Genomic DNA, 24,505 nt, shown 5'->3' on the forward strand with positions numbered 1-24,505 from the left:
CGCCCATAACCCACCACCTCCGGAGACGTTACCGCACCGCACAGAGAGATTTGCACAGCGTGGTTCCACTCAGAGGGGAAATGATGAGGCCCATATCCATCATTGTAGGTTAATGAAACACAAACTGGCCTGATCAGTGGATAAAATTTACCGCCCCGCGCTGGGAAGTCACCCACCGGGCCGTTATAAGTGATAACCGTCCGTCTGCAATTAGTCGTTTTTCCTGGATAGTCTATCCCGCCCCACGCCGCTGATCTTTCGCCCAACGCTGGTTAGACTCAAGTTTCCGTTACATTCACCCGCACCCAAGGAAACTGTTATGGCCAACCATTCAATCAAAGGAAAAACCGTCCTGATCGCCGGCGGCGCCAAAAATCTCGGCGGGCTGATCGCACGCGATTTAGCGGAACAAGGCGCCAAAGCGGTGGTGATCCACTACAACAGCGCCGCCTCCAAAGCCGAGGCGGATAAGACCGTCGCCGCCATCCAGGCCGCCGGGGCGCAAGGCGTCGCGCTGCAGGCCGATCTGACCACCGCGGGCGCCGTCGAGAAGCTGTTCGCCGATGCGGTCGCCGCCGTCGGCAAGCCGGATATCGCCATCAATACCGTCGGCAAAGTGCTGAAAAAACCGATGACTGAAATCAGCGAAGCCGAGTACGACGAGATGACGGCGGTCAACGCCAAAAGCGCGTTCTTCTTCCTGAAAGAGGCGGGCAAGCATCTCAACGACAACGGTAAAATCTGCACCTTGGTCACCTCGCTGCTCGGCGCCTTTACGCCGTTTTACGCCGCGTACGCCGGCACCAAGGCGCCGGTGGAACACTTCACCCGCGCCGCCGCCAAAGAGTTCGGCGAACGCGGCATCTCCGTGACCGCCATCGGCCCGGGCCCAATGGATACGCCGTTCTTCTATCCGGCCGAAGGCGCCGATGCGGTGGCATATCACCAAAGCGCGGCGGCATTGTCACCGTTCAGTAAAACCGGCCTGACCGACATCCAGGATGTGGTGCCGTTCGTTCGCCACCTGGTCAGCGACGGCTGGTGGATAACCGGCCAAACCATCCTGATCAACGGCGGCTACACCACCAAATAAGTTCGACGGGGGCACTGATGCCCCCGCACCTGCTCGCGCGCAACCGCGCCATGCGGCTACACTCTCTGTCAGAAACGGCGCCAAGGAACAGCAGGTCAACGAGATGGACAGATTCAATCAATACCGCGTATTCGTACAGGTGGCGGAAATGGGCAGCTTTATCCGGGCGGCCCATGCGCTGGAGGTGCCACGCGCCTCGGTGTCCGCCGCCGTGCAACAGCTGGAAACGCAGCTGGGCGTGCGCCTGCTGCACCGCACCACGCGGCAGGTGCGGCTGACCGCCGACGGCGAACAGCTGCTCGAGCGGCTGCGCCCGCTGTTGGCCGAGGTGGAAGACATCGATCAGTCGTTTCAGGCCAGCCAGCGCCAGGCCTCCGGCCGGCTCAGCGTCGACGTGCCGAGCCGCATCGCCCGCCGGCTGATCGCCCCGGCGCTGCCCGGCCTGCTGCGGCGCCACCCTCATCTGCAGCTGCTGCTCGGCTCCGCCGATCGCGCCATCGATCTGGTCCAGGAAGGGGTCGACTGCGTGGTGCGCGTCGGCGATCTGCACGACAGCAGCCTGGTGATGCGCCCGCTCGGCCATATCGCGCTGATCAACTGCGCCAGCCCCGCCTACCTGAGCGAATTCGGCCATCCGCGCCAACCCGGCGATCTCGTCGAGGGGCACTGGAGCATCGGCTACGCCTCGCCCAAAACCGGCCGCGAATCCCCCTGGGAATACCTGACCGACGACGGCCATACGCAACGGCTCGAATTGCCCAGCCGGGTGGTGGTCAACAACGCCGAAAGCTACATCGCCTGCTGCCGCGCCGGGCTGGGGCTAATGCAAATCCCGCGCTACGACGTGCAACACCTGCTCGACGCCGGTGAACTGGTGGAAGTCCTGCCTGGTTACCGCGCCGCCTCCATGCCGATCGCCCTGATCTACCCCCATCGCCGCCAGCGATCGCGCCGCCTGGCGGTGTTTCATGAGTGGTTTGAAAGCCTGCTGCAGCCGCATCTGGAGCGCTGATTGCACATTTAGCGCTATACTTTGTTTAATAACGCTTATAATTCAAGCGGTCAGACCGTCAGCATCCGCATAACCCATAGGCTTTTACGCCGCGCGGGTGTACAACGAAAGGTATCGGGCGGAGAGATTTTCGATGCGGCGCAGTGTGATCGCCCCAACATATCATTGCGTTATCCGAATGATACTATGGAACCAAAAGCGCCAGGCGGGTAAACGGAACGCCTGCTAACCCTTTTTAATCGGCATGTTTATGGAAGGAGTATTCTTATGGCTTACAAACACATACTGATCGCGGTGGACCTATCCCCGGAAAGCAAGATCCTGGTAGAAAAAGCCGTCTCGATGGCGCGACCGTACAACGCTAAAGTTTCTCTGATCCACGTCGATGTCAACTATTCCGACCTCTATACCGGCCTTATCGACGTCAATCTCGGCGACATGCAAAAACGCATCTCCGAGGAAACCCACCAGGCGCTGACCGAACTGTCGCAGAACGCCGGCTACCCGATCACCGAGACCCTGAGCGGCAGCGGCGATCTGGCGCAGGTATTGGTCGATGCCATCAAGAAATACGACATGGACCTGGTGCTGTGCGGCCACCACCAGGACTTCTGGAGCAAGCTGATGTCTTCCGCTCGCCAGCTGATCAATACCGTGCACATCGATATGCTGATCGTGCCGCTGCGCGATGAAGAAGACGAATAAAGTAAGCACTTGCTAACTTAACTACCCAACGCCCGCGCCCTGCGGGCGTTTTTCATGCCGCCACGCCGATTAATCGCTTGATAATCAACCGCCCTCCGATGATATAGTCGCTAAAGACACAACATCCTCCCCCGGGCATCGCCTATACCCATATCTATAAGAAATAGCGGGGGAAATTTAATGCGAAAAGGAGTTATCCATGGAATATGCCGTATCGGTAGAGTCTTTCCTGTCCTCGTTACAACGCCATAACCCCCACCAGCCGGAATATTTGCAGGCGGTGCGCGAAGTATTCACCTCGCTGTGGCCGTTTATCGAACGCAACCCGCGCTATCGCGAACATGCGTTGCTGGAGCGCCTGGTGGAGCCCGAGCGCGTCATTCAGTTCCGCGTCAGCTGGGTGGATGATAGCGGCCAGGTGCAGGTCAACCGCGCCTTCCGCGTGCAGTTCAACTCGGCCATCGGCCCCTACAAGGGCGGCATGCGCTTCCACCCGTCGGTAAACCTGTCGATCCTGAAGTTCCTCGGTTTTGAGCAGACCTTCAAGAACGCGTTGACCACCCTGCCGATGGGCGGCGGCAAAGGCGGTTCCGATTTCGATCCCAAGGGTAAAAGCCAGGGCGAGATCATGCGCTTCTGCCAGGCGCTGATGACCGAGCTGTACCGCCATCTGGGGCCGGACACCGACGTGCCGGCCGGCGATATCGGCGTCGGCGGCCGCGAAGTCGGCTTTATGGCCGGCATGATGAAAAAACTGTCCAACAATACCGCCTGCGTATTTACCGGCAAGGGTCTCTCCTTCGGCGGCAGCCTGATCCGCCCCGAGGCGACCGGCTATGGCCTGGTGTACTTCACCGACGCCATGCTGCAGCGCCACGGCCTGGGCTTTGAGGGCATGCGGGTGGCGGTGTCCGGCTCCGGCAACGTGGCGCAGTACACCATCGAGAAAGCGCTGGAGCTGGATGCGCGCGTGATCACCGTGTCGGATTCCGGCGGCACCCTGGTGGACGAAGACGGCTTCACCACCGAGAAGTTGGCGCACCTGGCGGAGATCAAAAACCAGCGCTACGGCCGGGTGGCGGACTACGCCCGCGAACGCGGCCTGACGTATCTGGCGGGCCAGCAGCCGTGGAACGTGCCGGTGGATATCGCCCTGCCGTGCGCCACCCAGAACGAACTGGATCTCGAGGCGGCGCAGACGCTGATCCGCAACGGGGTGAAGGCGGTCGCGGAAGGCGCCAACATGCCGACCACCATCCAGGCCACCGACGCCTTCCTCGACGCCGGCGTGCTGTTCGCGCCGGGCAAGGCGGCCAACGCCGGCGGCGTGGCCACCTCGGGGCTGGAGATGGCGCAAAACGCCGCGCGCATCGGCTGGCGGGCAGAGAAAGTGGATGTACGTTTACAACATATCATGGCCGATATTCACCACGCCTGCGTGGAATACGGCGGCGAAGGCAAGCAAACCCACTACGTGCACGGCGCGAATATCGCCGGTTTCGTCAAGGTCGCGGACGCCATGCTGGCGCAGGGCGTGCTGTAATCCGCCTTAAAGGTGATCTTGTTCACACATCGATTAAATGCTTCAATGCCGGCCTCTGCGCCGGCATTTTTTTATGCTTTCCCTCCATCCAAATGATGCCAATACGTTAAATAAAAGTTAATAAAAGGTTTTTTATTGCTTATTAATCGGTAGTAAATTTACCACCACCAAATAATTAAACATTTATTTAACACTAAATACGCCATTATTTTACTTAAATGTGCGCAGATCACATTTCATTAACTTCAGCTACGCCCCCTCTTCCATTCCTTTGTAATCTGCAGCGGTGGAAAAACCGCCACCCCTACAGATAAAAAAAGGTACAGCTAATGAAATTTAACCTCGCATTATTAAATGCATGTGTGGTTTCTGCGTGCATGTTATCGACAACACCTGTGTTCGCCGCTGATAAGTATGAGATTGCCGTGGTCGCTAAAGTGACCGGCATTCCGTGGTTCAACCGCATGGAAGTGGGCGTCAACGAAGCGGCGAAAAAACTCGACGTCAACGCCTACCAGACCGGCCCTTCTACGCCGGATCCGGCCGCGCAGGTCAAGGTGATTGAGGATCTGATCGCCAAGAACGTCAACGCCATCATCGTGGTGCCGAACGACGCCAAGGTGCTGGAGCCGGTGCTGAAAAAAGCGCGCGACAAAGGCATCGTGGTGCTGACCCATGAATCCCCGGACCAGCAGATCGGCCAGTGGGACATCGAGACCATCGACAGCGAGAAATACGCGCAGGCCAACGTCGATGAGCTGGCGAAAGACATGGGCGGCAAAGGCGGCTATGCGATCTACGTCGGCTCGCTGACCGTGCCGCTGCACAACGCCTGGGCCGACTCCGCCATCAAATACCAGAAAGAAAAATACCCGGACATGTTTGAAGTCACCTCGCGCCTGCCGGTGGCGGAAAGCATCGACAAATCCTACGCCACCACGCTGGATCTGATGAAAACCTATCCGCAGATGAAGGGCATCATCGGCTTCGGCTCGCTCGGCCCGATCGGCGCCGGCCAGGCGGTGGCCAAGAAACGCGCCAAGGACAAAATCGCGGTGGTGGGCATCGCCATGCCGGCGCAGGCCGCCCCTTACCTGATGCGCGGCGACATCAAAAAAGCGCTGCTGTGGGATCCGAAAGACGCCGGTTATGCGCTGGTGACGGTGGCCGACCAGCTGCTGCAGGGCAAGGAAGTGAACAAAGACCTGTCGATCGAGGGCCTTGGCAAGGCTGACGTCGACATGGAACACAAAGTGATTCGGTTTAATAAGATTTTGGAAGTGACCAAAGACAACGCCCAATCGCTTGGATTCTGATTTTTCGCGTAATTTCGCCACACCGGGAAAGTAGTTAAACCCTCGTAGGGGCGCAGCATTGCTGCGCCCAGGGCTTCGGCCGCTACGCAAGCACAGGTTAACGTTATGACAGCCTCCCCCGCATTTATCACCCTGGAGAATATCAGCAAGCGATTCCCAGGCGTGCTGGCATTAGACCAGATCGACCTGACGCTGAATAAAGGCGAAGTGCACTGCCTGGCCGGGCAAAACGGCTGCGGCAAAAGCACCATCATTAAAATCATCTCCGGCGTCTATCAGCCGGAAAAAGGCGCCAACATTTCGCTGGAAGGCAAACTCTTCCACGCCCTGACGCCGCAGCTGTCCGGTTATTACGGCATACAGGTGATCTACCAGGACCTGTCGCTGTTCCCCAACCTGACGGTGGCGGAGAACATCGCCATCCACCGTTACCTGCCCGGCGGCCATTTCTGGGTGCGCAAGCGGGTGATGCGCCTGACGGCGCTCGACGCCATGGCGCGGGTCGGCATACGCATCGATCCCGATAAAAAGGTGGAAAAACTGTCGATCGCCGATCGGCAGCTGGTGGCGATTTGCCGCGCCATCGCCGCCGAGGCGCGGTTGGTTATCATGGATGAACCGACCGCCTCGCTGACCCGCCAGGAGGTCGACGGCCTGCTACGGGTGGTCAACGAGCTGAAGGCGGCCGGTATCTGCGTGGTATTCGTCAGCCACAGATTGGACGAAGTGATGGAAGTCGCCGATCGCATCAGCGTGATGCGCGACGGCAAGCTGGTAGGCACCTGGCCGGCCAGCGAACTGGACAGCCATGAACTGGCGTTCCTGATGACCGGCCAACGCTTCCACTACAGCCCGCTGCCGCCGCTGCCGCCGGCCGAACAGGCACCGCTGCTCGAGGTGCGCAACCTCAGCCGCAGCGAGAAATACCGCAACGTCAATCTGGCGCTGCGCGGCGGCGAGATCGTCTCTATCGTCGGCCTGCTCGGCGCCGGCCGCACCGAACTGTGCCTCAGCCTGTTCGGCATGACGCGGCCGGACAGCGGCGAGATCCGCATCGAGGGCCGGGCGGTGCAACTGCACAACAACCGCGAAGCGGTGCGCCACGGCATCGGCTATGTGTCGGAGGATCGCCTGACGCAGGGGCTGATCATGGAACAATCGATCTACGACAACACCATCGTCACCGTCTTCGATCGGCTGCATACCTCGCTCGGGCTGCTGGATCACGCCAAGGCGACCGAGCTGGTCAACCGGCTGATCCGCGATCTGAACATCAAGGTGTCCGACAGCGCGTTGCCGGTGAAAACCCTGTCCGGCGGCAACGCCCAGCGCATCGCCATCGCCAAATGGGTGGCGACCCAGCCGAAGATCCTGATCCTCGACTCACCCACCGTCGGCGTGGACATCGCCAACAAAGAGGGGATCTACCAGATCGCCCGCGATCTGGCGCAGTTGGGCATGGCGGTGCTGATGATCTGCGACGAGATCCCGGAAGCCTATTACAACAGCCATCGGGTGATGGTGATGCGCAAGGGCGAACTGATCGCCGAGTTTGCGCCGCACCAGAGTACCGAGCAACAGATCGCCGAGGTGGTGAATGGATAAGTCATTATTGGCCCGCCTGGCCGGGCGGCACGAGTTTTATCTCGGCCTGTTGGTGCTGCTGCTGGCGATCGGCCTGAGCGCCGGCACCGACGAATTTCTGACGCTCGGCAACCTGACCGACGTCGCCACCAGCTACGCCATTCTCGGCATCCTGGCCTGCGGGCTGTTCGTGGTGCTGATCGCCGGCGGCATCGACATTTCGTTCCCGGCGGTCACCGCCATCGCCCAGTATGTGATGGCCAGCTGGGTGATCCAGCACGGCGGCAGCTTCCCGCTGGCGTTCGCCCTGGCGATCGGCGTCGGCCTGCTGCTCGGGCTGGTGAACGGTTTCCTGGTGTACTGGCTGAAGGTGCCGGCGATCATCATCACCATCGCCACCCTTAACCTGTTCTACGGCCTGCTGGTGTACGCCACCAACGGCACCTGGCTGTACGGCTTCCCGGACTGGTTCATGAACGGTATCAACTGGTTCTCGTTCCAGGGCGCCGACGGCTACGACTACGGCCTGACGCTACCGCTGCTGTGCCTGCTGGCGACCATCGTCGTCACCGGCGTGCTGATGAACCGCACCCGGCTGGGGCGCCAGATCTACGCCATGGGCGGCAACCGCGACGCGGCGTCGCGCCTGGGGTTGAACCTGCTGCGGCTGCATTTTTGCGTCTACGGCTACATGGGCATACTGGCCGGCGTCGCGGCGGTGGTGCAGGCGCAGATCACCCAGTCGGTGGCCCCCAATTCGCTGCTCGGCTTCGAGCTGACGGTATTGGCGGCGGTGGTGCTGGGCGGCACCAGCATGAGCGGCGGCCGCGGCTCGTTGACCGGCACCCTGCTCGGCGTGGTGCTGCTGGCCTTCCTGCAAAACGGGCTGACGCTGCTCAGCGTCTCGGCCTATTGGCACCAGGTGTTCAGCGGCGCGATCATTTTGATCAGCATCAGCACCACCGCCTGGAACGAAAAACGCAAGCTGCTCAAGGAGATCTGACATGACGCAGTTAACTCGGTTGATCCCAAGCGATCGGATCATTCGCCTGCAGGGCGCGATCATCATCGCGGTGGCGCTGCTCTTCGCCGGGCTGCTCGGATCGCGCTTCTTCAGCCTCGGTAACTTCCAGTCGATCGCCTCGCAGCTGCCGATCCTCGGCCTCCTGGCGCTCGGCATGGGCATCACCATGCTGACCGGCGGCATCAACCTGTCGATCATCGCCGGCGCCAACGCCTGTTCGCTGGTGATGGCGGCGATCATCGTCAGCCATCCCGACCAGCCGCTGTTCCTGGCGCTGGCGCTGTTGGCCGGCCTGCTGGTGGCGGTGGCGATCGGCGCGCTGAACGGCGCGCTGGTGGCCTGGATCGGCGTCTCGCCAATCCTCGCCTCGCTCGGCACCATGACGCTGATCACCGGCCTGAATATCCTGCTGTCCAACGGCGCGGTGATCTCCGGCTTCCCGGCAGCGATTCAATTTCTCGGCAACGGCGCCGTGCTCGGCGTGCCGGTGGCGCTGATCCTGTTCCTGCTGGTGGCGGCCGGGCTGTGGCTGCTGCTGGAGCACACCACGCTGGGCCGCAGCCTGTACCTGATCGGCTCCAACGAACAGGCCACCCGCTTCAGCGGCGTGAACACCGCACGGGTGCAGATCGCGGTGTATATCCTGTCGGCGCTGCTCGGCTGGGGCGCCGCCCTGCTGATGATGGCCAAGTTCAACTCGGCCAAGGCCGGCTACGGCGAATCTTATCTGCTGGTGACCATTCTGGCCTCGGTGCTGGGCGGCATTAACCCGGACGGCGGTTTCGGCCGTATTCTGGGGCTGGTGCTGGCGCTGATCGTGCTGCAAATGTTGGAAAGCGGCCTCAATCTGCTGGGGGTCAGCAGCTACCTGACCATGGCCCTGTGGGGCGGCGTGCTGATCCTGTTTATCGCGTTACAGAATCGAAAAGCCTGAGGAGAAAATAATGGCGAGCTATTTTATTGGCGTAGATGTGGGCACCGGAAGCGCGCGCGCGGGCGTATTCGATCTTAATGGCCGCATGGTCGGCCAGGCCAGCCGGGCCATCGATCTGTACCGGCCGAAGGCGGATTTCGTCGAGCAGTCGTCGGATAACATCTGGCAGGCGGTGTGCAATGCGGTGCGCGACGCGGTCAACCAGGCCGACATCAACCCGATCCAGGTCAAGGGGCTGGGCTTCGACGCCACCTGTTCGCTGGTGGTGCTGGATAAAGAGGGCAAGCCGCTGACCGTCAGCCCCTCCGGCCGCACCGAACAGAACATCATCGTGTGGATGGATCACCGGGCGATCGCCCAGGCCGAGCGCATCAACGCCACCAAACACCGGGTGCTGGACTTCGTCGGCGGCATCATTTCTCCGGAGATGCAGACGCCGAAACTGCTGTGGCTGAAACAGCACATGCCCACCACCTGGGCCAACGCCGGTTACCTGTTCGATCTGCCGGACTTCCTCACCTGGCGCGCCACCCAGGACGCCACCCGTTCGCTGTGCTCGACGGTGTGCAAGTGGACCTATCTCGGCCACGAACAGCGCTGGGACAAGAGCTACTTCCAGCAGATCGGGCTGGAAGACGTGCTGGAACATGACGCGGCCAAGATCGGCAGCGACGTCAAAATGATGGGCGAGCCGCTGGGCCACGGCCTGACCCAGCGCGCCGCCAGCGAGATGGGACTGATCGCCGGCACGGCGGTGAGCGTGTCGATCATCGACGCCCACGCCGGCACCCTCGGCACGCTGGGCGCCACCGGCGTCTCCGGTGAGGTGGCCGACTTCAACCGCCGCGTCGCGCTGATCGGCGGCACCTCCACCGGCCACATGGCGATGTCGCGCACCGCGCGCTTTATCGGCGGCGTCTGGGGGCCGTATTACTCGGCGATCCTGCCGGAATACTGGCTGAACGAGGGCGGCCAGTCCGCCACCGGCGCGCTGATCGACCACGTCATCCAGTCGCACCCGTGCTACCCGGAGCTGCTGGCGCAGGCGAAAACTCAGGGGCAGACCATCTATGAGGTGCTGAACGCCATTCTGCGCCGCATGGCCGGCGAGCCGGAGAATATCGCCTTCCTGACGCAGGACATTCATATGCTGCCGTATTTCCACGGCAACCGCTCGCCGCGCGCCAACCCGACGCTGACCGGCATCCTGACCGGGCTGAAGCTGTCGCGCACGCCGGAGGACATGGCGCTGCACTACCTGGCCACCATTCAGGCCATCGCGCTCGGCACCCGCCACATCATCGAAACCATGAACCACAGCGGCTACAGCATCGACACCATCATGGCCAGCGGCGGCGGCACCAAGAACCCGATCTTCGTGCAGGAGCACGCCAACGCCACCGGCTGCGCCATGCTGCTGCCGGAGGAGAGCGAAGCGATGCTGCTCGGCGGCGCGATGATGGGCACCGTGGCGGCGGGCGTGTTCGACACCCTGCCGGAGGCGATGAGCGCCATGAGCCGCATCGGCAAGACGGTCACGCCGCAGACCAACCGGATAAAAAGCTACTACGACCGCAAATACCGGGTATTCCACGAGCTGTACAACGACCACATGAAATACCGCCGGTTGATGCAGGAGGAGGCGTGATGCAGCAGGAATGGCGGCAGGCCGTGCAGGGTTGGCAAACCTACAGCCAGGAGCTGGCGCAGCTGGGCGAGCGCCTCGACGCGCGCACCTGGCAACGGCTGCTGGCGCTGCTGGCCGACTGCCGCGGTAAAATCGCCGTCACCGGCGTCGGCACCTCGGGGATTGCGGCGCGCAAGATAGCCCACATGCTGGCCTGCGTGGAACGGCCGGCGATCTATCTCGACGCCACCGGCGCGGCGCACGGCGATCTGGGCTTTCTGCGTGCCGACGATCTGCTGATCCTGATCTCGCGCGGCGGCAATTCCGACGAGCTGACCCGCCTGCTGCCGACGCTGCAGGCCAAGGGCGTGACGCTGATCGCGGTGACGGAAAACCCGCATTCCGCCATCGCGCAGGCGGCGCAGCTGACGATCGCCACCGGGGTGCAAAAGGAGATAGATCCGCTGAACATGCTGGCCACCACCTCAATTGTGCTGGTGTTGGCGATCTTCGACGCCGCCTGCGCCTGCCTGATGGCGCGCAGCGGTTACGACAAGGACACCTTGTTGGCGGTGCATCCGGGCGGCGGCGTGGGGAAAAGCTTGCGGGAGGAAAACTGAGGGCCCGACACCTCGGGCCCGGCTGACATTACAGCGGCATGTAGATATCGAAACGGTGGCTTTTGGTCAGCGTGGCGGCGTGCGCCGGCACGTCGGCCAGCGGCGGCGCGTAGTCCGGGCGTTTCACCACCACGCGCTTGGTCGCCAGGCGGCGCGCCGGCTCCAGCAGGCCGTCGGCGTCATCGTCGCTGCCCACCAGCGATTGAAACACCCGCATCTCTTTTTTCACCAGCGCGCTTTTTTGCTTGTGCGGGAACATCGGATCGAGATACACCACCTCGGGGCGCGGGCTGAGATCCGCCAGCGCCGTCAGGCTGGAGGCGTGCAGCAGCGTCAGGCGCTCGCGCAGCCACGGGCCGATTTCCGCATCCTGATAGCCACGCTGCAGACCGTCGTCCAGCAACGCCGCCACCACCGGATTGCGCTCCAGCATCCGTACCCGGCAGCCCAGCGCCGCCAGCACGAAGGCGTCGCGCCCCAGCCCGGCGGTAGCGTCCACCACGTCCGGCAGATAGCTGCCCTTGATGCCGACCGCTTTGGCCACCGCCTCGCCGCGGCCGCCGCCAAAGCGGCGCCGGTGCGCCATGGCGCCGGTGACGAAATCGACGTAGATCCCGCCGAGCTTTGGCTCGTCGCGCTTGCGCAGCTCCAGCCGCTGCGGGGTCAGTACCAGCGCCATCGGCGCGTCGTCGTCGGACGTCAGCTGCCAGCGCTGCGCCAAAACAGACAAGGCGCCGGGATCGGCGCCTGCTTCACACAATAAACACACGCTCACGTGTCGGGTTATCCTTTAATGCCGTAATGGCGCAGCATAGCATCCAGCTGCGGCTCGCGGCCACGGAAGCGTTTGAACAGCGCCATCGGCTCTTCCGAACCGCCGCGCGACAGGATGTTGTCGAGGAAGGATTTGCCGGTTTCGGCGTTGAAAATCCCCTCTTCTTCGAAGCGCGAGTAGGCGTCTGCCGACAACACTTCCGCCCACAGGTAGCTGTAGTAACCGGCCGCATAGCCGCCGGCGAAGATGTGGCTGAAGGCGTGCGGGAAGCGGCCCCAGCTCGGCGAAGGCACCACCGCCACCATTTTCTTCACTTCCGCCAGCGTCGGCAGGATCTGCGCCCCTTTTTCCGGGCTGTATTCGAAGTGCATGCGGAAATCGAACAGGCCGAACTCCAGCTGGCGCAGGATGAACAGCGCCGCCTGGTAATTCTTGGCCGCCAGCAGCTTGTCGAGCATGGCCTTCGGCAGCGGCTCGCCGCTCTGGTAGTGGCCCGAGATAAACGCCAGCGCTTCCGGCTCCCAGCACCAGTTTTCCATAAACTGGCTCGGCAGTTCGACCGCATCCCACGGCACCCCGTTGATGCCGGAGACGCTGGCGGTATCGATCTGCGTCAGCATGTGGTGCAGACCGTGGCCGAACTCGTGGAACAGCGTGGTCACTTCGTTATGGGTGAACAGCGCCGGCTGGTCGCCCAGCGGGCGGTTGAAGTTGCAGGTCAGGTAAGCGACCGGTTTTTGCAGCGTGCCATCGGCCTTGCGCAGGCTGCCGACGCAGTCGTCCATCCAGGCGCCGCCGCGTTTGTTTTCGCGGGCGTACAGATCGAGGTAGAAGCTGCCGCGCAGCTCGCCGTTAGCGTCGAACAGATCGAAGAAGCGCACGTCCGGATGCCAGGTCTCGACGTCTTTACGCTCTTTGGCGGTGATGCCGTAGATGCGTTTCACCACTTCGAACAGCCCTTCCACCACCCGCTGTTCCGGGAAGTACGGGCGCAGCTGCTCGTCGCTGATGGAGAACAGGTGCTGCTTCTGTTTTTCGCCGTAATAGGTGATGTCCCAGGCTTCGAGCTCGTCCACGCCATAGTGCTGTTTGGCGAAGGCGCGCAGCTGCGCCAGCTCCTGCTCGGCCTGCGGGCGGGCGCGCTTGGCCAGATCGCTCAGGAAGCCGATCACCTGCTCCGGGCTCTCCGCCATTTTGGTCGCCAGCGACTTGTCGGCGTAGGTGTCGAAGCCCAGCAGCTGAGCCAGCTCGTGGCGCAGCGCCAGCGTTTCCGCCATCACTTCGCTGTTGTCCCATTTGCCGGCGTTCGGCCCCTGATCGGAGGCGCGGGTGGCGAAGGCGCGGTACATCTCTTCGCGCAGCGCGCGGTTGTCGGCGTAGGTCAACACCGGCAGGTAGCTCGGCATGTCCAGCGTCAGGAGCCAGCCGTCTTGCTCTTTGGCCTGCGCCATCGCCTGTGCCTGCGCCAGGGCGCTCTCCGGCAGACCGCTCAGCTCGGCTTCGTCGGTAATCAGTTTGCTCCAGCCCATGGTGGCGTCGAGCACGTTATTGCTGTAGGTGGAACCCAGTTCGGACAGGCGCGCGACGATCTCGCCGTAGCGCTGCTGTTTATCCGCCGACAGGCCGATGCCCGACAGTTCGAAATCGCGCAGCGCGTTGTCCACCGCCTTGCGCTGCGGCACGCTCAGCGTCTCGAACGCCGCGCCCTCTTTCAGGCTGCGGTAGGCCTGGTACAGCCCTTCGTGCTGGCCAACCCAGGTGCCGTATTCAGACAGCAGCGGCAGCGCCTGCTCATAGGCGGCGCGCAGCTCCGGGCTGTTTTTCACCGAGTTCAGGTGCCCGATCGGCGACCAGATGCGCGACAGGCGATCGTCCGACTCCGCCAGCGGCTGACACAGATTATCCCAGGTGAACGGCCCCGGCTGCGCGACCACGCGCTCTACCGCGGCGCGGCAGTCCACCAGTGCGGATTGCACCGCAGGCACGATATCTTCAGGGCGGATCGCCGAGAACGGCGGCAGGGAAAACGGGGTCAGCAACGGATTTGTCATAGGGCAGTCCTGATTAGCGTTGGGGCCCGCCGCGGGGGCGAGCCTTAAAATGCGTATGAATCTCTAACATGGAGCCAGACAACAGGAAAATCAATGCCCGGCGTTGATCGTTCGTGCCTTAAACGGCGCGTTGGCGGATGCGGGCGGCCAGCGCCGCCAGTTGCTCGTCGTCGGCGCGCGCGGCGTCGTGGGAGGAGATATAGCCCTCGTAACGCGCGAAAAACTTCGGCGAGGTCGATTCGATCGGCCGCCACTGATCCAGCGACGCGGTGCCGTGCAGCGGGATCAGTTTGGCGTGCACATGGTCGACGCCGTAACCTTCGAACACCATGCCGCAGCGGCCGACGTCGTCGAACGCGCGATCCAGCTGCTTCGCCACCCGCTTGGTCGCCAGCATCAGCGCGCTCAACACCTCGTCCGGCAGGTCAAAGGCGTAGCTCGGGTGGTGCGCCTTGGGGATCACCACGCTGAAACCGTCGGTGTTGGGAAAGATGGACAGGAACGCCAGATGGTCGTCGTCTTCCCAGATTTTATGGCACGGCGCCTTGCCCGCCGCGATGTCGCAAAAAATGCAGCTCATATCGCCTCCAGGGTGCAGCGTCGAGCCGACGGCCCGCCATCAAACACCTCTCGGCAACATAGCGGATATTTTGCTTTTTTACCGCTATTAAACGGCATTCCCCGCCCAAATCGCCGGACGCCGCCCATGCCAGGGCGCGGCGCGTTCCAGCTGTCCGGCCAGCTGCAACAACCGATCCTCACGGCCAAAACCGGCGACAAACTGCATGCCTATCGGCAGGTTGTGCTGCGCATCCTGGGCCAGCGGCACCGACATCGCCGGTACGCCGGCGACGTTAAATACCGGGGTGAACGGTGAATGATCGAACAAATGCGCCGTCCATTCCAGCCCGTCCATATTCGCCGCATTCGCGCCATAACGGCCAAGCCGCCAGGGCAGGTCGGGTAGCGTCGGCGTCAGCAGCAGGTCGTATTGCTGGAAATAGGCGCCGACTGCGCGAGTCACCCGGTTGCGTACCTCGAGCGCACGCACCATATCCACCGCCCTGGCCGCCTGGCCGTAGCGATAGCAGGCCAGCGTTTCCGGCTCCAGCGTTTCGCTTGAAATAGCCCGTCCGCTCGCTTGGCTCAGACCATCGACCCAGCCGACCAGATTGGCGCACCAGATTTGCGCATTGGCGAACACCAACTCTTGCCAACTGACGCCGATCGCCATTTTCGTTTCGCTGACCTGATGCCCCAACGCCGCCAATAACACCGCCGTTTCCGCCGTGGCGCCGGCGATGTTCGACTCGGTTTTTCCGCCGTTCCACGCCTCGGTCATCATGCCGATGCGCAGCCTGCCCGGTTGCCGCGTCACCTGCGATAACCAGCTGTGCGCCGGCGGCGCCGTGTAATACGGCTCGCCAACGTGAGGACGCTGCATCGCATCCAGCAACGCGGCGCTGTCACGCACCGTGCGGCTGAGCCCCAGCTGGACGCCAAAGCCGTTGAAGACCTCATCCATCACCGGGCCATGCGGCACCCGACCGCGCGTAGGCTTGAGACCAAATACCCCGTTTGACGAAGCCGGTACGCGAATCGAGCCGGCGGCGTCGGTGGCGTGAGCGATAGGCACCATACCGGCGGCAACCGCCGCACCGGCGCCACCGCTGGATCCACCGGCGCTGAAATCCAGGTTCCAGGGGTTGCGCGTGGCACCGTAAAGCACGGCCTCGGTGGTGGTGCTGAACGCCATTTCCGGCGTGCTGGTGCGGCCAAAGGTCACCAGCCCGGCCTGGCGGATATTGCTCATCAGATGGCTGTCGGCGGCGGCGACGCTGCCCTGCGCCAACCGGCTGCCCAGCTCAACGCGCTTGCCTGCCATGCTGATGGCGATGTCCTTGATCAGGAAAGGCACGCCCGACAAAGGCCCGTCGTCTTGTTCCGGCGGCTGCTCCCAGTGTTCCACCACCGCGTTAATCGCCGGGTTCACCGCCTCGACGGCGGCCCGCGCCGCCTGTTGCAGCGCCGCTGCGCTGACCTCGCCACGCCGCACCAATTCGGCCAATCCCAGCGCATCGTAGCTCACGTATTCGCTCAATTTCATCATCGTCCCCCTCTCCGTTGCGGTTTCACCGGTCTGTTCCGGCGTCCGTTCCACGGTAGGGAGATCGACGCTATAGTTGAAATTGATAGATTTAATTCGGGGAATAGTTATCAACAATTTAAAGCGGCTCGATCTCAATCTTTTGGTCACATTGGAAGCGTTGCTCAGCGAGCGCAGCGTGACGCGGGCGGCGGCGCGCCTCAATCTCAGCCAGCCTTCGGTCAGCATTCAGCTTGCCAAGCTGCGTGAGATCTACCGTGACCCGCTGCTGCTGCCGAACCCGCGCGGCATGCTGCCGACGGCGCGCGCGCTCGGCCTGTTGGCACCGCTGCGCCAAACGCTGGCCGATGTGGGCCGTCTGGTCGCGCCGGAGCAGCCGTTTGATCCGCGGCAGGCGGAAGTCACCTGGCAGCTGGCCGCCGCCGATGCCGCTGAATACGCAATTTTGCTGCCGATGCTGCCCCGCCTGCGGCTGGCGGCGCCGAAATCCCGTCTGGCGATCCGCGAAGCGGCGCCCAAACGCATGAGCCGCGATTTGGCGGACGGGGTGATCGATCTCGGTTTTCTGAGCCGGGAAGAAGCGCCGGCGGAGCTGCGCCATCGGCCGCTGTTTCACGAGAACTACCTGCTGGTCGGCCGCCGGGATCACCCGCTGTTGCAACGGCCGCCCTCACTCGAACAGTTCTGCCAGCTTGAGTTTGTGATGGTTTCGCAAGATGGCGGCGGTTTTCGTACCCAGATCGATACGCTGCTGGCCGCACAGGGGTTAACCCGACGGGTCGTAATGTCGGTGCCGCACTTCCTGTTTATTCCCGCGTTGCTGGCGAAGTCCGATATGGTCGCCATGCTGCCTTCGCGCATGCTGGGGGAACTGTTGGGGGAATTGCGCACCTACGCGGCTCCGCTGGAGATGCCGGGTTACGACATGGTGATGGTATGGCATGAACGCTCCCATCTCGACCCGGCCCACAGCTGGCTGCGCGAGCAGGTGGTGGCCGCGCTGGGGCCGCTATAAAATCTCCACCAGCGCAAACTCTTCGAACACCAGCCACATATCCGCCGCAAAGGTGCCTTCGCGGGTGAAAAACTCCCGATGCCCCCGCCGCCAAAACGCCAGGCTTTTGTCGCCTTCGCCCTCTTTGGCCGCCATCTCGGCGGTCACCTGGTCGTAGCGCACCAGGCGCAGCGCCAGGGTTTTGATCACGCAGGCCGGTTCGCCGCGGCCGTCGAGAATAATGTTATCGTCGCCGATCATCGGCGTTTGCTCCCGGCGATAGCTCGCATAGGAGCTGCAGGTGGCGGTCTTTTCCCCGCTCAGCACCAACTGCAGCAGTTCGTCGGCCAACTCGGGGCCGTCGCCGAACGCCCAGCGCGCCGCGTCGGGGTAGTTCGCCAAAATCGCCTGTTTGCTCATCGTCCTGCCCCTTTCTGTGAACGTCTGCGGCAACGGAGTCCGGTTTTTCCCGGCCAGACAGTTTATACTGTGCAGATTATAAGCCTTATTGCATTGAATGCTCCGTCTGCGGAGCACAAGGAATCGTCACCCGTCATGTTAAGTTATCGCCACAGTTTCCACGCCGGCAACCACGCCGACGTGCTCAAACACACCGTTCAGAGCCTGATCATCGAGTCGCTGAAGGAAAAAGAGAAGCCGTTCCTGTATCTGGATACCCACTCGGGCGCGGGCCGTTATCAGCTCAGCGGCGAACACGCCGAGCGCACCGGCGAATACCTGGAAGGCATCGGCTTGCTGTGGCAGCGCGACGATCTGCCGGAAGAGCTGGCGGCCTACATGAGCGTGGTGCACAACTTCAACCGTTCCGGCACGCTGCGCTACTACCCCGGTTCGCCGCTGATCGCCCGCCAGCTGCTGCGCCCGCAGGACAAAATTCACCTGACCGAGCTGCACCCGAGCGACTACCCGCTACTGCGCAGCGAATTCCAGAAAGACGAGCGCGCCAAAGTGCAGCGCGCCGACGGCTATCAGCAGCTGAAATCCCAGCTGCCGCCCCTGTCGCGCCGCGGCCTGATCCTGATGGACCCGCCGTATGAAATGAAGACCGATTACCAGGACGTGGTCAAAGGCATTCAGGAAGGCTACAAGCGTTTCGCCACCGGCACCTACGCGCTGTGGTACCCGGTGGTGATGCGCCAGCAGATCAAACGCATGCTGCGCGATCTGGAGGCCACCGGCATTCGCCGCATTCTGCAGATCGAACTGGCGGTGAAACCCGACAGCGATCAGCGCGGCATGACCGCCTCCGGCATGATCGTCATCAACCCGCCGTGGAAGCTGGAACAGCAGATGAAAAACGTGCTGCCGTGGCTGCACAAGGTGCTGGTGCCGTCGGGCATCGGCCACCATCTGGTGAACTGGGTGGTACCGGAATAATCCCCAGCAGGGCGCGGTTCACCGCGCCCTGCGTCCACCTATCGCAGCCATCGACGCAATCTTTGCGACAAACCCCGGTCAGGCGTTAAACTCTTACCCTCTTCAAATTCACAACTCATGGAAATCCCAGATGACGAAACATTACGATTATCTAGCAATTGGCGGCGGCAGCGGCGGTATCGCATCGATCAACCGGGCAGCCATGTACGGCCAAAAGTGTGCGCTGATTGAAGCCAAAGAGCTGGGCGGCACCTGTGTAAACGTGGGTTGTGTACCGAAAAAAGTCATGTGGCACGCGGCGCAGATCGCCGAGGCCATCCATCAGTACGGCCCGGACTACGGCTTCGACACCACCGTCAACGCCTTCGACTGGAAGAAGCTGGTCGCCAACCGCACCGCCTATATCGACCGCATCCACAACTCCTACGATAACGTGCTGGGCAAGAACAAGGTCGACGTGATCAAAGGCTTCGCGCGCTTCGTGGATGCGCACACCGTGGAAGTGAACGGCGAGATCATCACCGCCGACCACATCCTGATCGCCACCGGCGGCCGCCCGAGCCACCCGGCGATTCCGGGGGCGGAATACGGCATCGACTCCGACGGCTTCTTTGAGCTGGACGCCATGCCGAAGCGCGTCGCCGTAGTCGGCGCCGGCTATATCGCCGTGGAGATCGCCGGCGTGCTGAACGCGCTGGGCGCGGAAACGCACCTGTTCGTGCGCAAGCACGCGCCGCTGCGCAGCTTCGATCCGATGATCGTCGAAACCCTGGTGGAAGTGATGAACACCGAAGGGCCAAGCCTGCACACCGAATCGGTGCCGAAAGCGATCGTCAAGAACGCCGACGGCAGCCTGACGCTGCAGCTGGAAAACGGCAAGGCATTCACCGTCGACTGCCTGATCTGGGCCATCGGCCGCGAACCGGCGACCGACAACCTGAACCTCGGCGTTACCGGGGTGAAGACCAACGATCAAGGCTACATTGACGTCGATAAGTTCCAGAACACCAACGTCAAAGGCATCTACGCGGTGGGCGACAACACCGGTGCGGTAGAACTGACCCCGGTCGCCGTGGCCGCCGGCCGCCGCCTGTCCGAGCGCCTGTTCAACAACAAGCCGGACGAGCATCTGGACTATAGCAACATCGCCACCGTGGTGTTCAGCCACCCGCCGATCGGCACTATCGGCCTGACCGAGCCGGAAGCTATCGAGAAGTTCGGCGCGGACAACGTGAAGGTGTACAAATCCTCCTTCACTGCCATGTACAGCGCCGTGACGCAGCACCGTCAGCCGTGCCGCATGAAGCTGGTGTGCGCGGGTAAGGAAGAGAAGATCGTCGGCCTGCACGGCATCGGCTTCGGCATGGATGAAATCCTGCAGGGCTTCGCGGTAGCGGTGAAGATGGGCGCCACCAAGAAGGACTTCGACAACACCGTGGCGATCCACCCGACCGCGGCGGAAGAGTTCGTTACCATGCGCTAACCGCAGCGGTTAGCCCATTCTCAGGCCGGTAGACACCGGCCTGTTCTTTTTGTGCGGTTTACTATTCCCTTCGCACCCGCCTGCTTTTTCTGCCATTATTCTGCCTGATAAATTAGCGGGACTGATACAACCTCCCCGCGCCTCTGGAGAACACCGATGCTGTTCAAACTATGCAAAACCCTTGCGATGGCCTGCGTGGCGCTGATTATCGCCCAGAGCAGCGCGCTCAGCTTTACCCTGGAAGTGGCGGGCAAGATCGACAACGTGACCGACCCGGTCAAAAAAAGCTATCTGTTCACCGACAAACAACTGTTGGCGATGCCGCTGCACAGCATCACCACCTCCACCTCCTGGACACCGCAGAGAAAGTTTGAAGGGATTTCGGTGGCTGACATCCTGGAGCGCGTCGGCGCCAAGGGCGAAACGCTGACCTTCTACGCGCTGAACGATTATTACATCGACGTGCCGCTGTCCGACGTCAAGAAGTACAACATGATCCTGGCCTACAAGATGGACGGGGAAATGCTGAAGCTCAGAAACTTCGGCCCGCTGTTCCTGGTGTACCCACGCGACGCCGCCGGGCCTGAGCTGAACTCGCCGTTGTACAACTCGCGCTTTATCTGGCAAGTCGACAGGATCGTGATCAAATGAAGCTGACGACCTTTAAGAACGGCAGCAGGCTGGCGATCCCGGCCATCTTCGCCGCGCTGTTTTTAGTGGCTTCGACCGTCACGCTCTATTACTACAGCGCCACTCTGTCGAAGAAAGGGCTGTATGCCATCGCCGGCACACAGGAGAACTACTCGTGGTCGATCGCCAAGTTCTCCATCAAGTTGGCGGAGTTCGACACGCTGGTCGAGCAGCAAAGCCATGCCGCGCAGGTGGACAACGACAACCTGCGGCTGCGGTTCGAAATCCTCTATTCGCGCTTTTACGTGCTGGAAACCGTCTCCGAATCGACCCAGCCGCTGTACGCCGAGCCGGGTTACCCGGAAGTGGTCAAACAGATGCGCCTGCAGATGGATCGCATCGATAAGCTGCTGGACAGCCCGAAAATCGACTTCACCCAAGTGTCCGCGGCCATGAGGTCCATCAAGCCTTACGCCATCGAAATGGCCAACCTGACCGACCACGCCGAGGTGAAGCAGCGCACCGCCGCCTATGAGGACTACATCGAGAAACGGCACATCATTTTCTATGGGTTGGTGATCGTCATGTTCTCGGTGATTGCGCTGATCGCCATTACCCTGATCGTGTTCCGTCAGCAGCGGCTGACCATTCGCCAGCAGGCCAAGGCCATCGAGGCGGAGAAAGCGACTCGCACCAAAAACGCCTTCCTCGGCGCCATCGGCCACGAGCTGCGCACCTCGTTGCAGAGCGTGATGTCGGCCATCGACGTATTGGTGAACACCCGGGTGTCGGCGGAGCATGCGGACACTTTCCAGCGGCTGGAGACCGCCGCGCAGCAAATCGAAAGCCAGATGAAAGATCTGACCGACTATGCGCACCTCGACAGCGGCATGATGGAATTGCGCATCGTGCCGTTCGACGCGCAGAAGCTGATCGCGGAGACCGCCAACGAAATCGCCACCCTGACCCGCAAAGAGCAGGTCAAACTCAGCTGCGAAGTGGAGTGCAGTCACCTGCTGGTGCACTCCGACCCGCTGCGCATTCGGCAAATTATCGTCAACCTGCTGACCAACGCCTACAAATACACCGAAAGCGGCAGCATCACGCTGCACAGCTGCCTGCGCCGCCAACCGGGCGGCAGTTCGTTGATTATCGAAGTGACCGACACCGGCATCGGTATCGAAAAAGACCAGCTCGATCAGATCTTCAAACCCTTTACCCAGCTGGATCAGTCGCATACCAAGCAGTATGCCGGCGTGGGGATGGGGCTGGCGATCGTGCACGGCCTGGTGACGTTGCTCGACGGCACCATCACGGTGTACAGCGAAATCAAGAAGGGCAGCACCTTTATCGTCAGTATTCCGGTGCAGATCAGTGAAGACGAACGTGCCGACGAACCCGCCGCCGCCAATGCCTCTTTGCAGCAGAAGCCGCAGCAGGTCCTGGTGGTGGATGACAACAAGTCGGTGGGTGACGCCTTTGCGGCGCTATTGGACAAGTTGGGCTATCAGCACGAACTGTGTGACTCGCCGGAACGTGCGCTGCAGAAGCTGCTCAGACGCCCTTACGACGCGCTGTTGCTGGATCTGCAGATGCCGGGCATCGACGGGGCCGCCCTGGCCAGGCAGTTGCGCAACCGTCGCGGCCCCAACCGCCATGTGCCGATCATCGGCATCAGCGCCTATACGCCTGAGCAACTGACGGCGGACCAGCGCGCCCTGTTCGACAACTACCTGATGAAGCCGGTCCGGCTGGATGCGCTGTCGAGCGCGCTGGCCGAGGTGTTCCCCGCTAAAGATTAAAACAGCGTTGCAGTGCGGCTTCGATCACATGGAGCCGCACCGGCTTTTCATAAGGGCCGAGCACGTCGTACTCGCGCATCGCCTGAGCGATCTCCGACTCACGTCGGTCGGTCCCCAGCTCGCCGGTCAGCACCAGTACCGGCGCGTCCGGGTTGTCGGAGGCGCGGATGGTGGCGATACAGCGATCCGCCGTTTCCTCACCGATCAGCCAGTCCACCACGTAGCCGTCGAACAGGCTTTGCTGCAACGCCTGACAGAAGCTGTCGACGTCGTAAAACGCCACCGCGTTGAAGCCGCAGCCGCCGAGATACTTGGCCAGCTCATCGGCCGCCTGATGCGAATCGTCCAATACCGCGATGCTCAGCCGCTCGTCGTCACCGCAGCCGGGCCGGATTTCGATCAGATCGACGCCGTAACGCGGGCCTGCCGGCGCCTCATCGGCGCGATAGATATGCCACTGCCCTTCCACGCGCAGCGCCACAAATTCCGCCGGCCGCCCGGCAGGAAGCGCGTCGCCGATGTGCCCGACGCAAGGTATCGCCACACCCGCCACGAAAAAGATGGCATCGCGCGCCATGTTTGGCTCGGTGGGTTCGTGTTCGGCGCTCAAATCGGCGATCGCCGCCGGCGTTTCTCCCAACGCGGCCGCGACGCTGTTGATCTGTTCCAGCGTCCAGGGGCTTTGCCCTTTCAGTTTGCGATGCGCATGTGAAAAACTCAGATCCAAGATGCGGCTGAGTTCGCGGGCATGCTGACGTTTTCCAATTCCGTAATGTAAAAACAGCTCCCTGACCCGATTGGCAATCGACTGTGAATCGAATTTTTGGTGATTGTTATCCATTTGTTCCTTCGATTTTTTTTACTGATTTATCAGTCGTTTTGATTATTTCCGCTGAAAAAGCCACATCTAAAACTAGCATCCCATGCAATTATGCGTTAAAAACGTTGCTTGACATACCATGTTGCATCGTCAAACATGGTATCAAAAGAGACATACAGCAATACACTATAAAAAATAACACCAGCACGTTTTTTAATAATAACCATAGAAACACCAGGGAAAATTTGTTCCGTTGCCGCTACTGAGACGATGAGCACATCGCTTGGACTGCGCAAATCAAACGGGGCTTGAGCCTTTAGCGCTAATCTGTTTTACCCACTTTTAAGCCGGGATCCGTCAGGGTCCCGGTTTTTTATTGCCCTGGCGCCGCGCCATCATACGGACTTACCCCGCAGCCGCAAATAAAAACGGAGCCGGCATGCCGGCTCCGTTGTCCTTGAGATTGCCGCTGAAGGTCAGAAGCGCCAGGTGAAGCCGGCGTTGACGCTGTTGTCCTGGTGGTGCTGCGACAGCAGCCCGCCGTAGCCCAGCGACAGCGTGGCGTTTTCGTTCACCGCCACTTCCGCCCCCGCCTTCAGCACCATCCCGTCGCGCGAGACCGGCACGCTGTCCACCACGAACGGCGCATTGCCGCCGTTGAACCGCAGCCCGGTGCCTCGCTCCAGCCCGCCGTACTGGTGCTGCCACCCCAGCTCGCTGCGCAGCGCCACCGTCGTGCCCGCGCTCACCTGCCAGGCGGTGTCCGCACGCAGGCCCAGCGTCGACACCGTCGCATCCGTGTGCTGTTTATCCCCGCGCAGTGCCGCCGCGCCGCCGCTTTCTGCGATGCCGTTGTTCTCGAAGTTCACGTACGCCAGATTCACGAACGGCTCCAGGTTCAGCCACTCACCCTGCACGCTGTAACCCGCCTCCGCGAACAGCTGCTCGGTGCGCGCGCTGTACTTCGCCGTGTCGCGGTCCGACTGC

Annotated in this window: 22 protein-coding genes; 15 read left to right on the top strand and 7 right to left on the bottom strand. The window is 61.8% G+C overall.

Translation table 11 applies throughout. The features are described from left to right. Positions 1 to 319: 319 nt before the first annotated feature. The 10 genes from ACUTSC_RS21040 to ACUTSC_RS21085 all read left to right on the top strand — a co-directional run bounded on the left by ACUTSC_RS21040 (position 320) and on the right by ACUTSC_RS21085 (position 11,458). On the top strand, positions 320 to 1,093 hold the full coding sequence (locus ACUTSC_RS21040; RefSeq protein WP_197768578.1) for an SDR family oxidoreductase: 774 nt from the start codon (positions 320 to 322) through the stop codon (positions 1,091 to 1,093). Positions 1,094 to 1,196: 103 nt separating this feature from the next. Then, positions 1,197 to 2,105, top strand: coding sequence for a LysR substrate-binding domain-containing protein (locus tag ACUTSC_RS21045; protein WP_197768579.1), 909 nt, complete (start codon positions 1,197 to 1,199; stop codon positions 2,103 to 2,105). 267 nt (positions 2,106 to 2,372) lie between these two features. Beyond that, a complete protein-coding gene (uspA, locus tag ACUTSC_RS21050) occupies positions 2,373 to 2,810 on the top strand; it encodes a universal stress protein UspA (RefSeq protein WP_004930988.1) in 438 nt (145 codons plus the stop codon). Between the two features lie 199 nt (positions 2,811 to 3,009). Next, a complete protein-coding gene (gdhA, locus tag ACUTSC_RS21055; protein WP_197768580.1) occupies positions 3,010 to 4,353 on the top strand; it encodes an NADP-specific glutamate dehydrogenase in 1,344 nt (447 codons plus the stop codon). Positions 4,354 to 4,682: 329 nt separating this feature from the next. Next, positions 4,683 to 5,669, top strand: a complete 987-nt coding sequence (locus ACUTSC_RS21060; RefSeq protein ID WP_033636379.1) for an autoinducer 2 ABC transporter substrate-binding protein — start codon at positions 4,683 to 4,685, stop codon at positions 5,667 to 5,669. 105 nt (positions 5,670 to 5,774) lie between these two features. After that, on the top strand, positions 5,775 to 7,274 hold the full coding sequence (locus ACUTSC_RS21065; RefSeq protein ID WP_197768581.1) for an ATP-binding cassette domain-containing protein: 1,500 nt from the start codon (positions 5,775 to 5,777) through the stop codon (positions 7,272 to 7,274). Next, positions 7,267 to 8,256, top strand: a complete 990-nt coding sequence (locus ACUTSC_RS21070) for an ABC transporter permease (RefSeq protein WP_015379367.1) — start codon at positions 7,267 to 7,269, stop codon at positions 8,254 to 8,256. The genes ACUTSC_RS21065 and ACUTSC_RS21070 overlap by 8 nt, the downstream gene beginning before the upstream one ends. Before the next feature lies 1 nt (position 8,257). Then, on the top strand, positions 8,258 to 9,211 hold the full coding sequence (locus ACUTSC_RS21075; RefSeq protein ID WP_060424425.1) for an ABC transporter permease: 954 nt from the start codon (positions 8,258 to 8,260) through the stop codon (positions 9,209 to 9,211). Positions 9,212 to 9,221: 10 nt separating this feature from the next. Continuing rightward, positions 9,222 to 10,859, top strand: coding sequence for an FGGY-family carbohydrate kinase (locus ACUTSC_RS21080; protein WP_148874784.1), 1,638 nt, complete (start codon positions 9,222 to 9,224; stop codon positions 10,857 to 10,859). Further along, positions 10,859 to 11,458 (top strand): SIS domain-containing protein, encoded by a 600-nt coding sequence (locus ACUTSC_RS21085; RefSeq protein WP_197768582.1) that lies wholly within the window; start codon positions 10,859 to 10,861, stop codon positions 11,456 to 11,458. The genes ACUTSC_RS21080 and ACUTSC_RS21085 overlap by 1 nt, the downstream gene beginning before the upstream one ends. 28 nt (positions 11,459 to 11,486) lie before the next feature. On the opposite strand, the gene rsmJ is transcribed toward ACUTSC_RS21085, so the two are convergent. From rsmJ to ACUTSC_RS21105, 4 genes are all read right to left on the bottom strand, one after another. Then, entirely contained in the window at positions 11,487 to 12,233 is a 747-nt protein-coding gene (gene rsmJ / locus ACUTSC_RS21090) for a 16S rRNA (guanine(1516)-N(2))-methyltransferase RsmJ (protein ID WP_197768583.1), read from the bottom strand. Positions 12,234 to 12,241: 8 nt separating this feature from the next. Next, complete coding sequence (gene prlC / locus ACUTSC_RS21095; protein WP_443003251.1) at positions 12,242 to 14,284, bottom strand: oligopeptidase A; 2,043 nt, start codon at positions 14,282 to 14,284, stop codon at positions 12,242 to 12,244. Positions 14,285 to 14,402: 118 nt separating this feature from the next. After that, positions 14,403 to 14,864: an HIT domain-containing protein gene (locus ACUTSC_RS21100; RefSeq protein ID WP_197768585.1), complete on the bottom strand. Its 462-nt coding sequence runs from the start codon at positions 14,862 to 14,864 to the stop codon at positions 14,403 to 14,405. Between the two features lie 87 nt (positions 14,865 to 14,951). Then, the gene (locus ACUTSC_RS21105) at positions 14,952 to 16,394 is read right to left on the bottom strand and encodes an amidase (protein ID WP_443003249.1); all 1,443 of its coding nucleotides are present in this window, start codon (positions 16,392 to 16,394) and stop codon (positions 14,952 to 14,954) included. Between the two features lie 106 nt (positions 16,395 to 16,500). Here ACUTSC_RS21105 and ACUTSC_RS21110 point away from each other — a divergent pair, with 106 nt between their 5' ends. After that, complete coding sequence (locus tag ACUTSC_RS21110) at positions 16,501 to 17,406, top strand: LysR substrate-binding domain-containing protein (protein ID WP_197773656.1); 906 nt, start codon at positions 16,501 to 16,503, stop codon at positions 17,404 to 17,406. Here ACUTSC_RS21110 and ACUTSC_RS21115 read toward each other — a convergent pair. Next, the gene (locus ACUTSC_RS21115) at positions 17,401 to 17,805 is read right to left on the bottom strand and encodes an ASCH domain-containing protein (RefSeq protein WP_049213723.1); all 405 of its coding nucleotides are present in this window, start codon (positions 17,803 to 17,805) and stop codon (positions 17,401 to 17,403) included. The two genes, ACUTSC_RS21110 and ACUTSC_RS21115, sit on opposite strands and share 6 nt — an antisense overlap. 135 nt (positions 17,806 to 17,940) lie before the next feature. Between ACUTSC_RS21115 and ACUTSC_RS21120 the strand changes: the two genes are divergently transcribed. From ACUTSC_RS21120 to ACUTSC_RS21135, 4 genes are all read left to right on the top strand, one after another. Further along, complete coding sequence (locus tag ACUTSC_RS21120; RefSeq protein WP_004931012.1) at positions 17,941 to 18,783, top strand: 23S rRNA (adenine(2030)-N(6))-methyltransferase RlmJ; 843 nt, start codon at positions 17,941 to 17,943, stop codon at positions 18,781 to 18,783. A 130-nt stretch (positions 18,784 to 18,913) separates the two neighbouring features. Beyond that, the gene (gene gorA, locus ACUTSC_RS21125; protein WP_197768586.1) at positions 18,914 to 20,266 is read left to right on the top strand and encodes a glutathione-disulfide reductase; all 1,353 of its coding nucleotides are present in this window, start codon (positions 18,914 to 18,916) and stop codon (positions 20,264 to 20,266) included. 156 nt (positions 20,267 to 20,422) lie between these two features. Further along, a complete protein-coding gene (locus ACUTSC_RS21130) occupies positions 20,423 to 20,917 on the top strand; it encodes a molybdopterin-dependent oxidoreductase (RefSeq protein ID WP_141972010.1) in 495 nt (164 codons plus the stop codon). Then, on the top strand, positions 20,914 to 22,698 hold the full coding sequence (locus tag ACUTSC_RS21135; protein WP_197768587.1) for an ATP-binding protein: 1,785 nt from the start codon (positions 20,914 to 20,916) through the stop codon (positions 22,696 to 22,698). Before ACUTSC_RS21130 ends, ACUTSC_RS21135 begins: the two co-directional genes overlap by 4 nt. Here the strand turns inward: ACUTSC_RS21135 and ACUTSC_RS21140 are convergent. After that, the gene (locus ACUTSC_RS21140) at positions 22,688 to 23,539 is read right to left on the bottom strand and encodes a helix-turn-helix domain-containing protein (RefSeq protein WP_197768588.1); all 852 of its coding nucleotides are present in this window, start codon (positions 23,537 to 23,539) and stop codon (positions 22,688 to 22,690) included. The two genes, ACUTSC_RS21135 and ACUTSC_RS21140, sit on opposite strands and share 11 nt — an antisense overlap. Positions 23,540 to 23,994: 455 nt before the next feature. Then, a partial coding sequence (locus tag ACUTSC_RS21145) for an autotransporter outer membrane beta-barrel domain-containing protein (protein WP_445653542.1) occupies positions 23,995 to 24,505 on the bottom strand: 511 nt, incomplete at its 5' end.

It is taken from the genome of Serratia sp. TSA_105.2 (genome assembly GCF_052692115.1).

Excerpts from the sequence above, each read along its gene's own strand:
- ACUTSC_RS21040 (WP_197768578.1), top strand. The coding sequence starts at position 320 with ATGGCCAACCATTCAATCAAAGGAAAAACCGTCCTGATCGCCGGCGGC.
- ACUTSC_RS21045 (WP_197768579.1), top strand. The coding sequence starts at position 1,197 with ATGGACAGATTCAATCAATACCGCGTATTCGTACAGGTGGCGGAAATG.
- uspA (WP_004930988.1), top strand. The coding sequence starts at position 2,373 with ATGGCTTACAAACACATACTGATCGCGGTGGACCTATCCCCGGAAAGC.
- gdhA (WP_197768580.1), top strand. The coding sequence starts at position 3,010 with ATGGAATATGCCGTATCGGTAGAGTCTTTCCTGTCCTCGTTACAACGC.
- ACUTSC_RS21060 (WP_033636379.1), top strand. The coding sequence starts at position 4,683 with ATGAAATTTAACCTCGCATTATTAAATGCATGTGTGGTTTCTGCGTGC.
- ACUTSC_RS21065 (WP_197768581.1), top strand. The coding sequence starts at position 5,775 with ATGACAGCCTCCCCCGCATTTATCACCCTGGAGAATATCAGCAAGCGA.
- ACUTSC_RS21070 (WP_015379367.1), top strand. The coding sequence starts at position 7,267 with ATGGATAAGTCATTATTGGCCCGCCTGGCCGGGCGGCACGAGTTTTAT.
- ACUTSC_RS21075 (WP_060424425.1), top strand. The coding sequence starts at position 8,258 with ATGACGCAGTTAACTCGGTTGATCCCAAGCGATCGGATCATTCGCCTG.
- ACUTSC_RS21080 (WP_148874784.1), top strand. The coding sequence starts at position 9,222 with ATGGCGAGCTATTTTATTGGCGTAGATGTGGGCACCGGAAGCGCGCGC.
- ACUTSC_RS21085 (WP_197768582.1), top strand. The coding sequence starts at position 10,859 with ATGCAGCAGGAATGGCGGCAGGCCGTGCAGGGTTGGCAAACCTACAGC.
- prlC (WP_443003251.1), bottom strand. The coding sequence starts at position 14,284 with ATGACAAATCCGTTGCTGACCCCGTTTTCCCTGCCGCCGTTCTCGGCG.
- ACUTSC_RS21100 (WP_197768585.1), bottom strand. The coding sequence starts at position 14,864 with ATGAGCTGCATTTTTTGCGACATCGCGGCGGGCAAGGCGCCGTGCCAT.
- ACUTSC_RS21105 (WP_443003249.1), bottom strand. The coding sequence starts at position 16,394 with ATGATGAAATTGAGCGAATACGTGAGCTACGATGCGCTGGGATTGGCC.
- ACUTSC_RS21115 (WP_049213723.1), bottom strand. The coding sequence starts at position 17,805 with ATGAGCAAACAGGCGATTTTGGCGAACTACCCCGACGCGGCGCGCTGG.
- ACUTSC_RS21120 (WP_004931012.1), top strand. The coding sequence starts at position 17,941 with ATGTTAAGTTATCGCCACAGTTTCCACGCCGGCAACCACGCCGACGTG.
- gorA (WP_197768586.1), top strand. The coding sequence starts at position 18,914 with ATGACGAAACATTACGATTATCTAGCAATTGGCGGCGGCAGCGGCGGT.
- ACUTSC_RS21130 (WP_141972010.1), top strand. The coding sequence starts at position 20,423 with ATGCTGTTCAAACTATGCAAAACCCTTGCGATGGCCTGCGTGGCGCTG.
- ACUTSC_RS21135 (WP_197768587.1), top strand. The coding sequence starts at position 20,914 with ATGAAGCTGACGACCTTTAAGAACGGCAGCAGGCTGGCGATCCCGGCC.
- ACUTSC_RS21140 (WP_197768588.1), bottom strand. The coding sequence starts at position 23,539 with ATGGATAACAATCACCAAAAATTCGATTCACAGTCGATTGCCAATCGG.